This window comes from Streptomyces sp. SCL15-4, from assembly GCF_033366695.1.
Taxonomy (GTDB): Bacteria; Actinomycetota; Actinomycetes; order Streptomycetales; family Streptomycetaceae; genus Streptomyces.
This window is the reverse complement of sequence record NZ_JAOBTQ010000001.1, coordinates 8212898-8225993: the sequence shown is the minus strand read 5'-3', so window position 1 is coordinate 8225993 and position 13096 is coordinate 8212898. Positions and strand designations below refer to the sequence as shown.

The following is a 13096-nucleotide window of genomic DNA, read 5'->3' as shown; positions in this document are numbered from 1 at the left end:
TCCTCAAGGGAGCGTGGCACCGGTGTGCCGCTCGCGCTCCGTCAGCGTGACAGTGGGTCCGGAGCGCCCGCGACGTCGTACGCAGCTGGACCGCCGAAACCGCGGTGATCTGATTGCCACTGCTTACGAATGAGCCAGGGCACCTGCCCGCAGGGGGCGAACAGATCCTGTCTTCCTGCGGATCGCCGTCATCCGTGGTGAAGAACGAATCATTCAGCAGGCCTTCTGTCACCGGAACCACCATCGGCACTGCGTGGCCCACGGCAGACGTCCGGTGCGTCACAGAAGACGTGCCAGGGCCGCTTCGGACGGACTCCCGGCCGTCGCCTGGTACACGATGATCACCTGCTGCCCGGTGCCGCCGACGGTGAGCGCCTGCCTTCGCAGAGCGAGGCTGCCGACGACCGGGTGCGCGAAGCGCTTGAGTTCGTCACGGGCGGGCCGTGCCTCGTGCCGCATCCACAGACGACGGAACTCTTCGTCCGTCTCCAGGTCGGCGACCAGACGGACGGTCTTGGGGGCGCGCAGGTCGGCTTCGGCGCGCAGGGCCGCTGCGGTCTGCGCGGCCACCTCCGCCCAGTCGGGGAAGAGCCGGCGGGACGCCGGGTCGAGGAACACCGCTCGGACCAGGTTGCGCCCGGGCTCGTACATCGGGGCGAGCGCACGGGCCTGCTTGTTCGCCGCCAGCACGTCGAAGCACCGGTCGCGGACGTACGCAGGGCGGTCCGTCCACGCGTCGAGCAGCCGGTGCACGTCCTCGGAGACTTCGGTCCGTGACGGCGGCACGGGGGCGGGGCCGGCGAGGGCGTGCAGGTGGGCGGAGGCGTCGGCGTCCAGCTTCAGCGCCCGCGCGAGGGAGCGCAGCACCTGGGGCGAGGGGTGCCGGTCGATGCCCTGTTCGAGCCGGACCAGGTACGGCTCGCTGATTCCGGCGAGCCGGGCCAGCTCCTCCCGGCGCAGTCCTGCCACCCGGCGACGCCCTCCGGCGGGCACCGCCGCGTCCGCCGGAGCGACCCGTCCGCGCCGGGCCTTGAGGAAGTCTCCCAGGAGATTGTCGGCCGCCATGGTGCGAGGGTAACCCTGCAAGGGTGCTGGCTGCCGAGGTTGCGAACGGCGCAGGCTCGATGTCATGAAGACCTGGTTCATCACCGGCGCGTCCCGTGGCTTCGGCCGTATCTGGGCCGAAGCCGCTCTCGGCCGAGGCGACCGCGTCGCCGCCACCGCACGCGATCCCGAGACCCTGCGGCCCCTCGTGGACGCCCACGGAGACGACGTGCTCCCGCTACCCCTCGATGTGACCGACCGCACCGCCGCGGCTGCCGCGGTGCAGCGGGCCGCCGAAACCTTCGGCCGCCTCGACGTGGTCGTCAACAACGCGGGCTACGGCCTGTTCGGCATGGTCGAGGAGACCACCGAGGAACAGGCGCGCGCCCAGCTCGACACCAACCTGTTCGGCCCGCTGTGGGTGACGCAGGCGGCCCTGCCGTACCTGCGGGCCCAGGGCAGCGGTCACATCCTGCAGGTCTCCAGCCTCGGTGGTCTCGCCGCCTTCCCCACGCTCGGGCTGTACAACGCCTCCAAGTGGGCCCTGGAGGGGATGAGCGAGGCCCTGGCCCAGGAGATCGCCCCGTTCGGAATCCACGTGACCCTCGTCGAACCCGGCCCCTACGGCACCGACTGGTCGGGCGCCTCCGCGGTGCACACCAAGCCGCTCCCCGCCTACGAACCCGTCCGCGCCGCGCGCCGGGCCGGTGCGTCCGCCCGCACGCCCCAGGACGCGCGAAGCACCGCCGCCGTTGTCCTGAACCTCGTCGACACCGACGAACCACCCTTGCGGCTCTTCCTCGGCACCTACCCCTATCCGGTTGTCGAGGCGGCCTATCGCAAGCGGCTCGACATGTGGAACGAATGGCGGCACCTCGCCTCCCGTGCGTGACGGTACGGAGCACCCCGCGACATCCGGGTCTCCGCGCGTCACCTGCGGCAGGTTGTCACCGGCATTGAGTACGGGACACCTCGACGGCAGCCGGTGCATCTGTCCGCGCCGGCGTGACGGGAACAGGGCGCCCCGCAGCTCGGTGACAACAAGCCTGCTCCTGCACGTCGCGACTTTGTCGCGGTCCCGGGCGAGGTAGGCCCGCCTGAGATCGGTTGCCCGCCACATCGCGTCGACCAGTTGCGGATCGTGCCGTCGTGTCATGCTCCGCTTCTGGCGGATCCGCCGTTCCTGCGGTGGGCGTCCCTTCCATTCTCCGCACTCGGTGCCCCTGCGTGGTAGGTGGTAGCTCGACAGCCCCAGACGACACGGGCCGCCCGAGTACTGCGCTACGACCGGGCGCGGGCGAGGAATGCGGCGAGGTCAGCGACGGCTCCGGGTTCGGCGGTGGCGGCTGAGCGGCATACGCCAGTCGGTCGACGTCGGCGCCGGAGACCAGTCGGGGAGCGCGGACAGCAGCGCGGCGTGCGTGAGGCCACGCTGCGGCAGAAGGGCGACGGCGGCCTCGCGTACGGCCGGTCGGCGTAGTGCCCGCAGTGCGCGGCCAGGGCGTGGGCGAGCCGGGCGTCGACGTCGGCCTGGACGTACGACCCGGCATGGCGGGAGAACTCGTCACGGACGGCTTCGTCGCCTTCGCACTGCTCGGGCTGCTCGGGCGTGCCCAGCTCGCGCAGCGCCCTGGAGCTCGTCGGCGTGGGCCGTGACCGTTCGAAGACTCCGCCAAGCAACTCGCCAAGGCGATCGACTGCACCGGATCTTCTACTCTGCCTGTCCACGTGGGCCCGCACGACGCTAGCGTCAAGTCCATGATCGTATGGCTCAACGGCACCCACGGCGCAGGCAAGACGACGGCCAGTGCGCTCGTCCAGCAGCTGATCCCGGACTCACGGGTGTTCGACGCCGAGAAAGTCGGCGAGACCCTCATGGACATCAAGCCGGGCTTGCCCGCGACGGACAACTTCCAGCACTGGCCGCCATGGCGGCCCCTCGTAGTCGAAACCGCCCGACGCGTCCTCGACTACACCGGCGGAACGCTGGTGATGCCCATGACCGTCCTGGTCGAGCAGTACTGGCGGGAGATCAGTTCGGGCCTTGCCCAGCACGAAATCCCGGTCCGGCATTTCGTCCTCCACGCGGACCAGGACACCCTCCGCGCACGCATCGCGGGCGACACCGTTCTCGGCCCCAACTCCCCGTTCCGTCTCCAGTACCTCGAGCCCTACGCCCAGGCGGCCCGCACGTGGCTGCACGCCGAGGCCGAGGTCGTCGACACCACGCACCTCACCCCCGCCCAGGTCGCCCGGCAGATCGCAGAGGCCGTCAAGAGCTGCGACGAATAGGAGGCCGGCCGCCGCGGCGAGGCGGGCGGCCGGGTATCCAGCGGTGCGGCGCGGAACGGGCGCAGCATCAGCAGCCGCGGACCGAGAGCCGGGCGGGCCGGGGCTGAGCCGCAGGCTGGTCCCACGCGGGCATTCCCATTGGCTTTCGAACGGGAGGGAGTTGTTGCAGACCCAACCCTTGAGGACCAGGCTGCCGTAGTACGCGGTGACGTGTGTCCACCTGTTTTCGTACGCATTCGTTGTGGTGCAGTCGTAGACGAGCTTGGTCTGGCTGCTGAGGGTGTAGCCGGGTGTGCAGTCGCCATACGCGCGTGCAGTCCCCGGTCGTCCGCCGCGGTGAGAGGGGCGGGTGTCCAGGGCGCGGTGCGGTACGGGCGCAGCAACGGCAGCGGGTCGCAGAAGTGCCGGGACCGCCAGTGGGCGATGCAGGGTCGAACAGCAGCAGATCCTTCTCCGCCAGCCGCACACACGGCATCCGGCACGGCTGGTGTTCCAAGGCCTCCCGTTTCGGGCTGCACACCGGGCCCCCTTCGAACACCTACCGCAGGAACTCGGCTACGGCTCAGGTATGACCGTCATCTGCTGGCGTCGGCCACGAACCACCATGCGTGAGCCCAAGAAGCAGCGGGTGTCTACAGCGATACCTTTCGCGCGTCGGCCTTGAGGCCGCGGAGCGTCCACAGTCCGTACAGAGCCAACAACGGTTTGACGACCATCCACTCGCCAGGGCGGTAGTCATCCGCGCGCACCAGCTTCGCTGCAAGATCGGGGCGCTGCCGCCGCAGGTACGCACGGGCCTTGAGCGCATGAGCCGGCTGGGAGGCGATCTTGATGTGATCCATCTCTTCAAGCAGTGGGATCACGTTCGTGATGTTCTCCCACGTCGTCGTGCTTTGGTCTTCGAGGAGCACCGTGCCGTCGAACCCAAGCACCGACTTCGCGTAGTCAGCCATCAGCTGTGCCTCCGTGGCGCCGCTACTGGTCGCACCGCCGCTGAAGATCACGCAGGTCCCATGCGCACCGTCAGCGGCGATGGAGCGGATTCCAGCACGGACTCTCCACCGGTTGATCAAGTTCGCCGTCGCTTGGGGATTCCGGTACCCCAACACCACCACGGCCTCGGAGGCGCCCCCGCTACTCCCCACGAGCGCTCGAGACCAGCGCCAGTTCAACCACTCGCCCCAGGCCAGGGCTGCAACCCCGGCTATTGCCAGCCCCGTCCTTCGCCGCATGGGGCGACTCTAGGACACCTCGGTATCGGGCCGCGAAGGAACCAGCCACGCTACTAGGCGTCGTCGATGAGCTAGCCGGTCTTCAGCCAGGAGTAGCTGTGAGCGGTGCGCACGTTCACCCGCGGTGGTCTTGCCCGCTCTCGGACATCCCGCCGAGCGCGGCGACGCGCACCCCGGCCAGGCATCCGGCCGGCATGAGCCCTGTCTTCGGAGGCAGCCGACGGCGCAGGTCGTCCTGGACGGCGACCACGGGACAGCCCCGGGCCGCTCGACGAGTGGCCCACCACGGACGTCGCCTGGGTGGCCCTCGGCGAGGCCGGGCAGGGCGGGCGCCGCCAGTCCTGGCAGCCTGACCGGCGGCAAGGCCTCCAGCAACGGGCCGTACCGCGGCTGTCTACAAGCGCACGACTTGGAAGGACGTGATCACTTTGGTCGGTGACCTCCTCTTTCTCTGATGATCCATGGCCGTCGACCACCCCTCGTGTTCATTCTTCGTTGAGGATCGAGCAGTCGGCGTCCGGAGCCCGGTGTCTGGGCCAGGCGATGCGGTCGAAGACGGCTGTCTTCTTGCGCGGGTCGAGGTGGACGATGGCGACCGCCTTGTTGTAAGGGTTGCCGTACTGGTCGAGGCAGATCCAGCCGCTGGCACCCTGGACCCGTTTTTCGCCGTGCAGGCGCGGCCAGCTGCTGGCAACTTGGGCGAGACTGGGCATCTTCACCTTGTCCATGGCGTTCATGCGAATGCCCTTCACCGCGGTGACGACCGCGTCGTAGGTGACGATGATCCGTCCGTCAACGAGGTCGGATGGCTTCGCCCCGGCCTTGGGAAGCTGCTTGGTCAGTTCCTGGAACGCAGCCTTGCTGCCTCCGGTCGTCTCGGTGCTGTTGTCGCCCCAGGCGTCGGGGTGGGCCAGTGCGGCGTAGCGGAGGGTGATTCCCTTGCTTTTGGTGAGAGCGTCCCAGTGGGCGGTGAACTTCTCGTCGACCGTGAGTGTGGCGGCGTGCGAGCCGGTGATGACGGTGTAGTGCTTGTTACAGCTGCGTTCGCCCAACTCGAACAGGAACTGCCTCAGTTGTACTGGGCGTCCGGCGAAGTAGATGGTCTTCGCGGGTGAGGTGCAGATGTCCGGGACCATCTGGTCGAAGGTGTTGGCGAGGTATCCTTCGTCGTTGAAGTCGGGCGGGGAGATGAAGGTCTCCGGTGCGCGGGGGGCGCCTTCCGCGAGCTTCTCGAACCTCTTGCGCAGGCTCTCCAGGTAGTTGTCGCCGTCACGGCTGTCTTCGATCACCATCGTCTCGGCGGGCTTGATGTCCTTGCTGTAGAAGGCGAGGGCGTCGGCCTGGTCGGAGTTGCTCGGGGCGACGCGGGCCAGCCCTGGGTACCGATGTAGGTGGTCCTTGTCGTTCGCGATGTCGTCTGCTGTCATGGGGCCGGCAACCACCGGGATGTTCTTTCGGGTCAGATGGCCGATGGCCGCCTTGGTCTCAGGGAGGCTGATGTTGATGCCGACCACTGCCCGCAGGTTGTCGTCGGACGTGGCTTTCTCCAGTTGGTCGGCGACCACCCGCCACTGCTTGTAGCCGCGGCCGGGGTTGGCGAGCAGGAGGCGGATGGGCGGTTGTGTGAAGGCCTTGTGGTTGGCGTGGTACTGGCCCAGGTAGGCACCCTTGACCTGCTCGACCTGCTCCGCCTGCTCGGCGGGATTGCCGGAGGTCATGGGGATCATCAACGCGATGGTCGCGGGTGACGAATTTTGCTCCTGGGCCGCTTTTTCGGCCGAGCTGTTTTCGTCACGGATGAGGTCGAAAATCTTCCTCAGCTTGTTGTTGTTGTAGAAAAAGGCGCCGTCTGTGACCCCCACGCACTCGTTCTGGGGGCCGCGCTTCGACACCCCGGTGGCGCAGGCCGGGTTGTCGGCGAACCAGGAGCGGTAGACGAAGTAGCCGCCGAACGCGACGGCGGTGGCAGCGGCTATGGCCAGCAGCGCTTGATAGAGGGGGCCGGCGGGCCAGAGCTTCATGTGCGGGCCTCTCCGTAGGTCGGCAAGTCGGGTGCCTGACGCCAGCGGTTCAAAAGCGGCGGCCACTGCTCGTGCGCCTGGAAGAAGACCCGTTGGGCCGCGGGGGCGCTCCACTGCGCGAGCGTGAGCAGTTGCAATCGGACACTGTTGATTTTTTCCATGTCAGGTGGTGCGAGAGGGTGCGACTGTTCCCAGAGGTTGATGAGCAGGAGCAGAACGGCCTGGTGCACGAGGTCGTCGTCGGTCGTGCATGCCGGACAGGACAGGGTCGCTGCGGGTGGGGCGGTCAGGTTGGCCGGCGGGTGCGGTGCCGCGCAGATCAGGCTGAGGGCGGCGAGCCAGGACGGGGCGTCCTGCTGGGCCAGGCGGCGGTGCAGGGCCCGTGCGACCGTGTCCGTGTCACCGATCGCGAGCGAGTGGTGCAGGTAGCGGACGTCGTGTGACGCCGTGGTGCTGCCGTAGGCGTCCGGTGCGTACAGGGAGCGCAGCATGAGGTGGATGTTCTTCCACCGTTCGGCCTCCGGTGTCTCCTGTGTCCGTAGTCGCAGGTCGTGCAGGAGCAGGGTGCGCAGGGTGGGGTCGGCGACGAACGGTCCGTCGATGCCCGGCCAGGGACAGCGGCCCCAGTGGTCGTCCCGCAGTCGGGCCAGGGTCTCCTGCACGGGTACACCCCCGGGGTCGCCGGGCGGGTAGTGGGCGCTGAGGTGGTGTGCGGCCGTGTCGTCGAGAGCCGGGGCGTAGTAGACCAGGCGCGCTCTGGCGACCTGGGCGGGGATCAGGATCCCGAGCAGCCGCTCGTTCACGTGCGGTGCCGGTTCGGCGCCGTACGGCAGGTCGAGCAGCGAGCGGACGTCGACGGGCTCCCCGCGGCGAATCTGTCCCCGGACGGCCTGCACCAGCGTGTGCGCGATCCCTGCCCGTCCGGCACTGAGCCGGTGGATCACCTGGGCCGCGCCGGGCTCCGGCCGGTCGGCGCCGAACATCTCCTTGACCTCGTCAAGGCCGAGTCGCGCCAGCGGCAGTCGCAGCACCCAGCCGGGAGGGGCCTCCGGTTTCTCCTGTCTCCAGAACGGGCCCGCCGCATTCCGGGTCGACGGTGCGCCGTCCGGATCCGGGACGGCCGGCTCCGCGGCGAGGGACGTAGCCACAACACCCGGCCAGGCCCGAGGGGTCTCCTCGTGCCAGACGCGGGTCAGCGTGTCCCAGACCTCCTGGCCCAGCTCCGTGTGGACGTTGTCCAGCAGGAGCAGCGGGCGCGGCACGCGGTTCATCCTGCGCAGCAGGGTGTAGTGGTCGGCCATGTCTTCCAGGAGAGCGGCGTGCAGGTGCCGTTCGGCGCGTCGCCGGTCATCGCGGTCGCCACGGAACCGCATGGCGAGCTCGGTCAGCTGGGCGTGCGCGTCGCCTTGGGAGTTCACCCGCCGCTTGGACCACCACTTCAGTCCGTCCCTGTTGGCGTGAGGACCGAGCAGCTCGGTGGTGACGATCTCCGCGAGCGGCGGCACGAGTTCCCTCAGCCCCGGGCCCAGTCCCGGCACAGTGCCGAGGCCTTCCGTGACCTGCGTGATCCAGCCCGCCACCTGGTCCCTGCGTTTCTGCACGTCCGGCTGGCTCTCCCGGAGCAGTCCAGCCAGTCGGCTCCGCGCCGCGGCCAGTTCGGCGGGCTGGACCGCCTGCCAGCTGGTGACCGCGAGCAGCCCTTGGGTGAGCCGTGGAAAGGTCAGCTTCCCGCGGAACTGCCGCGGCTGCTGACTCAGCCTGTCCATCAAGTAGAAGAGGAGATCCGTCGTGCGCGACGCGTTGGCGGTGCCGTCGTCCGGGGGTGCTAGCCCGGGCTGACCGAAATCGTCTGCCCCGAGATCCGCGTACGCCTGCGGTACGCGCTGCGCGTACCGCTCCACGAGTCGCTCCAGCAACGCGGTCTTGCCGGAGTACCGTCCGCCGGTGCACCGGACCAGCAGCGGGCTCCCGTCAGGGATAGGCAACAGGCTGTGCCCCTCCGGCTTGAGCCCCACCAGCTCGGGCACCAGCTCGTTGAACACGGCCGACCGTCCGTACAAGGTCACTGCGATCCCCCGTGGTCCGATTCAGTGACGCCTCGTCAGGCTTGAGAAGAATGAGTGTCGCACCTCACATCCCGCGCAGCATGCGCTTCTACGAATTCTCCGCCTCCCAGGTGATTACGGAGAGGTACGCGCGAAGAGAACCCGCCAGCAGCGGTAATCAGAGCCCCCGGCACCCGCGGCGGAACGATCACGCCTGCCGACGAACGTGAACGGTCACAGCGGCGGTGTCTACTGCGGAGAAACGTCGGCATCTGCTGCGCTCGCCCCCGGCCCGGTCCCGGTACGGGGTCGGGTGCCCGGGGGTCAGGAGGTCGTCACCCGGCTGTGGGCGCGCCGTCAACTGCCCGCCTCCAGCGGACGATGCGCCCTTGAGGCTGTCGCAGTGTGGCCGTCTTCATTCCAGCCGGTGATCTTTCGGCGTACTCCTAGGAATCCGCGAGTCGGACCTTGAAGGGCTGCATATCACCCTTCTGCTCAAGAGGGCCTTGTATGTCAGCAGAGAGCGGGAGGAGACCTCATACGGTCCGCCCGCATGCCGTACACATCCGTGAGGGACAGCCACCGTCCCCGCTGAGCGAGCCAGGCGACGAAGTCGTGGGTGCCGCCCGCGGAGTCGGTCCGTATCAACGTCCGGCGCCCGCGCCGGTACTTCTCCGGTAGTCGGGCCAAGGCCAGTTGAGCAGCCGTGTTTGATCCCGCGTTGCCTGGTCTGAGCAGGGCCGCGACCGGTTTACCCGTCCCCCCGGTCCGTGGTCGACGAACTCCATCAGCAGATGGTGACCGTAGGTTCACTTCCACGTCGGTGCGGCGTCCTCCTTGTCCGAGTGCGCGATCACCAGCACCCCGTCGAGGTCGACGGTCACCATCCCGCCCGCATCAGGCGCTTTCCCGTCGGGCAACCGCCAGACCTGTCGCTGGATTTCAGCCCGCGCGGCACGGATGACTTGCAGGGCCTTCTCGCCGGAAGTGGCAAGGGTGCCGATGAGGCGGGAGACCGTCGGGTCGGGGGCCACCGGCCCGAACACGGCCGGCTCGGCCCGCAGCATGGCGACATCCGCGAGGCATTCGCCGCCCAGCGCGACCGCCAGGGCCACGTCCAGCAGGATCTTGCCCGGGTCGTCCACCGACCGTGACTTCCGCCACGGCGTCAGCGCCGCTGATATCGCGGCGTCCGGACCGGTCTTGCGGACGGTCTCGACCAGCAGCACGCCCCCGGCCTGCGAGACCACCGTCCGGCCGCCGCCCTCGGTGCGGACACGCGGGTACGACCCCATACGCTTCTTCACCTGCTGGGCGGGGTGCGGGAGGCTCACTGGCCGGACTCCTCTCGCGACACGCTCGATGCCTATCAGGTGCGGGCCGAGCGGGGGCGAAGCCATCCGTACGGTGGGCCGAGTCCGGTTGCCCGGGGACTACCCGAAGTCTTTCCTCAGACGTGCGCTGTCCCCAGTAGTGCACGGGTCTCGGCGACTACCCGGGCGTTGAACGCCGGGTCGTGCACCTGTGCGGAACCCCGCATTGGTCGTCCTTTCTCGTCGTAGTAGACGCCGGTGGTGTCCGATTCGTCGGTGAGTATCCGGGTGATCATGCGAGCAGCGGTGCCCGGGTTGGTCCAGTACTTGATGAGCGGGGCCAGTGGCGAGAGCACGCACTTCGACAGCAGACGCAGGAGCAGGCCGGCGTCACGGCCGAGATTCGTGCCGGGCGCGAAGCCGGGCTCGATGGCGTTGAACCGCAGTCGGGGTGTTTCGCGGGCGAAGGCGAGCACCGTTGCCAGGTTGCACTGCTTGGACGTGGCGTAGGCGTCTCCTCCGGGCAGTTTCGAGCCGCCGGGCTTCCACTCGCCACGGGTGCTCGCCTCGGCCGAGATGTACCGGGCGCCGCGGAAGCCGGACATGGTGGCGGCCTTGCGCTCCGGATCCTCCACAGCCGAGACGATGAACACCACCTGTGTGCCGTCTTCGAGGTGGGGCACGAGCGTCTCGGTGAACACGAAAGGCCCGATGTGGTTGGTCGCGTAGGTGATGTCCCAGCCGAGGGCGTTCGTACCGGGACGGGTGGGGAAGATCCCGGCGTTGTTGAGCACGCCAGTGATCGGAAGGCCGAGCGAGGTGATCTGAGCGACGGCGCGTCGCACGCTCGTCAGGTCCGAGAGGTCGCAGAGGACGGACACGGCCTTTCCGTCTCTGCCTTCGATGCTGCTGCGCACGTCGTCGAGCTTGGCTGCGTCGCGGCCGACCAGCACGACGGTGCCGTGCTTGGCCAGTTCGAGGGCGGTGCGGCGGCCGAAGCCGGAGGTCGGGCCGGTGATGACGTACACCTTGTCGGGCATGACACTCCTTGTGAATGTCTGACTAGACAGTCATTTATGGGTGTGCGCGAGTGCGAGGAAATGGGTCCGGGGCGGGTCAGCCGATCATCCGCCAGAGTGCGTCGAAACCGGACTGCTTGTGCGCGTCGGCACGGTCCGGGTCGCCGATGATGTAGTCGATGGTGGCCTCGGCCAGGGCATTGGACAGCGCGAACACCAAAGCCGCCGGGGCGTCGCGCATCGGGCCGTTCGCCCGGCTGCGCTCCAGGATCTCCCCGATGCCTGTCATGATCCGGTGTGTGGACTCACGGGTGGACGCCGTGATCTCGTCGGAGACCTGGAGCTGGGCCAGAGTGCGGCGCTTCAGGGGATAGGCCGTTGCCCAGTCCATCCATCGTGACCACACGTGCAGCATCTGGGTGCGCGCATCGGCTGCGGGCAGGCCGCCGAGCGCGGCTGCCCCCATCTCGCCCTTCAGCTCCAGGTAAAGCTGGTTCAGTAGATCCGCCTTGGTGTCGAAGTAGGTGAACAGCGACCCGTTCGAGACACCGGCCTCCTTCGCGATCGCCGCCGTCGCCGCCCCCAGTCCCTGGACAGCGATGATCCGCGTGGCGGCGGCCATGATCGCCGCGCGCTTGTCGTCACTCCTCGGCCTGGGCATGAGGACAGCATGTAGGAGAGTGATCGGTCAGTCAAATGCGGGAGGGCACTCTTCCCTCGGCGTACACCGGCGGCAGGTACCACGCAGCCACCCGCTTGAGCCTCGGTCGGCTCAGGAGCGGTGGTCTTGGTCACGGCCGAGACCAAGGACCGCCCGCCTGCCGTCGCCGGGCCTTCGAGCAAAGGGAACCGGGTTCCTCTCTTCTCGTCGGTGTCGATGGGACGGAAGACGGTCGGGCCGAGGCCAGCGGCCCGAGCCGGCCCAGCCCCCCCATGGCCGACGCCTTCGGCACGGAGAGGAGGGCACGACTGCTGCCCTTCTTCATCCTTCCTTCTGCGTGGCGATGTCGTCCTGAGGAAAAAAGGGGATTGCCTCGGGCGCACAGCTCACGTTGGCTTGGGCAGCATGGCTGAACTGCGTACCGATCGCCTCACTCTCCGTCGATGGCGGGACTCCGACCTTGGACCATGGGCGGCGATGAACGCCGATCCCGAGGTTCGGGAGCACTTGGGTGACCTGCTTACCCGTGAACAGTGCGATGCCTCCGTGGCCCGCTTCCAGGCCGAGTTCGACCAGCGAGGCTACGGATGGTGGGCGGTCGAGGTGCGGGCCACGGGCGCGTTCATCGGCTTCGCGGGCTTGGACCAGGTGGATGACGGCATGCCGTTCACGGGAGTGGAGATCGGCTGGAGGCTCGCCCGCTCGGCCTGGGGCCAGGGCTACGCCACCGAGGCCGCGCTGGCAGTCCTGGCCCACGGCTTCGACACTCTTGGGCTTTCCGAGATCCTTGCTGTGACAACGGCCACCAACCTCCGTTCGCAGGCAGTGATGCGACGGATCGGCATGACCCGGGACCCGGTCGACGACTTCGACGACCCCACCGCCCCCGAAGGGCCATTGCGTCCGAACGTGCTGTACCGCATCGCCCGTGGTGCGAGGATCTGACGCCTGCGCTGGATCGCCTGATCAGGCTCCGGTGGCGAGGGGGCGTCCGCCCCGGCGGATGCCTTGCTCGCTGCGGACGCGAGCGCGTTCCTTGCGTTCGGCGGCCAGGACGTCGCGGTGACGGGCGTTGGCGTTGCGCCAGCGCAGGTAGGCGTGCAGGGCCCGAGCTCGACCTTGTTTTTCTTCGCCCAGCGGCGGATGTAGGCGCCTTTGTGGGCGGACAGGTTGTCCAGGATCACGTAGATGGGGGCGCCGGCGGGCCGGGCGGCGCGGATCGGCTTCAGCGCCGCCGGCGTGTTCCCGGCCCCTTTCTGCGGCGGCTGGGCCTTCTACGGTCCGACGCGTGCTGCGTCTCCAATTGCGGGAGCGGTACACCGCGCGTCGTGCGAATTGGACGAACTCGAAGAACAGTCGGCCAATGCGCCGACGCCGACCCGGGTCAAGTGGGCAGCCGTGCGGTGATCTGATCCCGCACCGCTTCTCGTGCCGGCCGGCGCGTCCGGTGCCGGCTCTTGTCCGGTCAG

General features: G+C 68.5%; 10 protein-coding genes and 2 pseudogenes. 4 read left to right on the top strand and 8 right to left on the bottom strand.

Annotation, left to right across the window (positions count from 1 at the left end; all coding sequences use genetic code 11):
* Positions 1 to 279: 279 nt before the first annotated feature.
* Complete coding sequence (locus tag SCK26_RS36915; protein ID WP_318205745.1) at positions 280 to 1065, bottom strand: helix-turn-helix transcriptional regulator; 786 nt, start codon at positions 1063 to 1065, stop codon at positions 280 to 282.
* A gap of 64 nt (positions 1066 to 1129) precedes the next feature.
* On the opposite strand from SCK26_RS36915, the gene SCK26_RS36910 reads away from it, so the two are divergent.
* The 3 genes from SCK26_RS36910 (at position 1130) to SCK26_RS36900 (ending at position 3336) form a co-directional block, all read left to right on the top strand.
* Positions 1130 to 1936 (top strand): SDR family oxidoreductase, encoded by an 807-nt coding sequence (locus SCK26_RS36910; RefSeq protein ID WP_318205744.1) that lies wholly within the window; start codon positions 1130 to 1132, stop codon positions 1934 to 1936.
* A gap of 587 nt (positions 1937 to 2523) precedes the next feature.
* Complete coding sequence (locus tag SCK26_RS36905; protein WP_318205743.1) at positions 2524 to 2700, top strand: hypothetical protein; 177 nt, start codon at positions 2524 to 2526, stop codon at positions 2698 to 2700.
* Between the two features lie 102 nt (positions 2701 to 2802).
* Positions 2803 to 3336, top strand: a complete 534-nt coding sequence (locus SCK26_RS36900; RefSeq protein WP_318205742.1) for an AAA family ATPase — start codon at positions 2803 to 2805, stop codon at positions 3334 to 3336.
* Between the two features lie 632 nt (positions 3337 to 3968).
* Here SCK26_RS36900 and SCK26_RS36895 read toward each other — a convergent pair.
* The 6 genes and pseudogenes from SCK26_RS36895 to SCK26_RS36865 all read right to left on the bottom strand — a co-directional run bounded on the left by SCK26_RS36895 (position 3969) and on the right by SCK26_RS36865 (position 11627).
* The gene (locus SCK26_RS36895) at positions 3969 to 4568 is read right to left on the bottom strand and encodes a YdcF family protein (protein WP_318205741.1); all 600 of its coding nucleotides are present in this window, start codon (positions 4566 to 4568) and stop codon (positions 3969 to 3971) included.
* 485 nt (positions 4569 to 5053) lie between these two features.
* Positions 5054 to 6589, bottom strand: a complete 1536-nt coding sequence (locus tag SCK26_RS36890; protein ID WP_318205740.1) for an ABC transporter substrate-binding protein — start codon at positions 6587 to 6589, stop codon at positions 5054 to 5056.
* Positions 6586 to 8655: a hypothetical protein gene (locus SCK26_RS36885; protein ID WP_318205739.1), complete on the bottom strand. Its 2070-nt coding sequence runs from the start codon at positions 8653 to 8655 to the stop codon at positions 6586 to 6588. The genes SCK26_RS36890 and SCK26_RS36885 overlap by 4 nt, the downstream gene beginning before the upstream one ends.
* Before the next feature lie 552 nt (positions 8656 to 9207).
* Positions 9208 to 9941, bottom strand: a pseudogene (locus SCK26_RS36880) (transposase); the annotation flags it as partial.
* 143 nt (positions 9942 to 10084) lie between these two features.
* Entirely contained in the window at positions 10085 to 10987 is a 903-nt protein-coding gene (locus tag SCK26_RS36870; protein ID WP_318205738.1) for an SDR family NAD(P)-dependent oxidoreductase, read from the bottom strand.
* Positions 10988 to 11063: 76 nt separating this feature from the next.
* Positions 11064 to 11627, bottom strand: coding sequence for a TetR/AcrR family transcriptional regulator (locus SCK26_RS36865; protein ID WP_318205737.1), 564 nt, complete (start codon positions 11625 to 11627; stop codon positions 11064 to 11066).
* 405 nt (positions 11628 to 12032) lie between these two features.
* Here SCK26_RS36865 and SCK26_RS36860 point away from each other — a divergent pair, with 405 nt between their 5' ends.
* A complete protein-coding gene (locus tag SCK26_RS36860; protein WP_318205736.1) occupies positions 12033 to 12572 on the top strand; it encodes a GNAT family N-acetyltransferase in 540 nt (179 codons plus the stop codon).
* Between the two features lie 21 nt (positions 12573 to 12593).
* Here the strand turns inward: SCK26_RS36860 and SCK26_RS36855 are convergent.
* Positions 12594 to 12886, bottom strand: a pseudogene (locus SCK26_RS36855) (IS630 family transposase); the annotation flags it as partial.
* Positions 12887 to 13096 lie beyond the last annotated feature (210 nt).

What these genes read in the sequence shown, in the direction of transcription:
- SCK26_RS36900 (WP_318205742.1), top strand. Translation starts at nt 2,803, where the DNA reads ATGATCGTATGGCTCAACGGCACCCACGGCGCAGGCAAGACGACGGCC.
- SCK26_RS36870 (WP_318205738.1), bottom strand. Translation starts at nt 10,987, where the DNA reads ATGCCCGACAAGGTGTACGTCATCACCGGCCCGACCTCCGGCTTCGGC.
- SCK26_RS36895 (WP_318205741.1), bottom strand. Translation starts at nt 4,568, where the DNA reads ATGCGGCGAAGGACGGGGCTGGCAATAGCCGGGGTTGCAGCCCTGGCC.
- SCK26_RS36890 (WP_318205740.1), bottom strand. Translation starts at nt 6,589, where the DNA reads ATGAAGCTCTGGCCCGCCGGCCCCCTCTATCAAGCGCTGCTGGCCATA.
- SCK26_RS36915 (WP_318205745.1), bottom strand. Translation starts at nt 1,065, where the DNA reads ATGGCGGCCGACAATCTCCTGGGAGACTTCCTCAAGGCCCGGCGCGGA.
- SCK26_RS36865 (WP_318205737.1), bottom strand. Translation starts at nt 11,627, where the DNA reads ATGCCCAGGCCGAGGAGTGACGACAAGCGCGCGGCGATCATGGCCGCC.
- SCK26_RS36860 (WP_318205736.1), top strand. Translation starts at nt 12,033, where the DNA reads ATGGCTGAACTGCGTACCGATCGCCTCACTCTCCGTCGATGGCGGGAC.
- SCK26_RS36910 (WP_318205744.1), top strand. Translation starts at nt 1,130, where the DNA reads ATGAAGACCTGGTTCATCACCGGCGCGTCCCGTGGCTTCGGCCGTATC.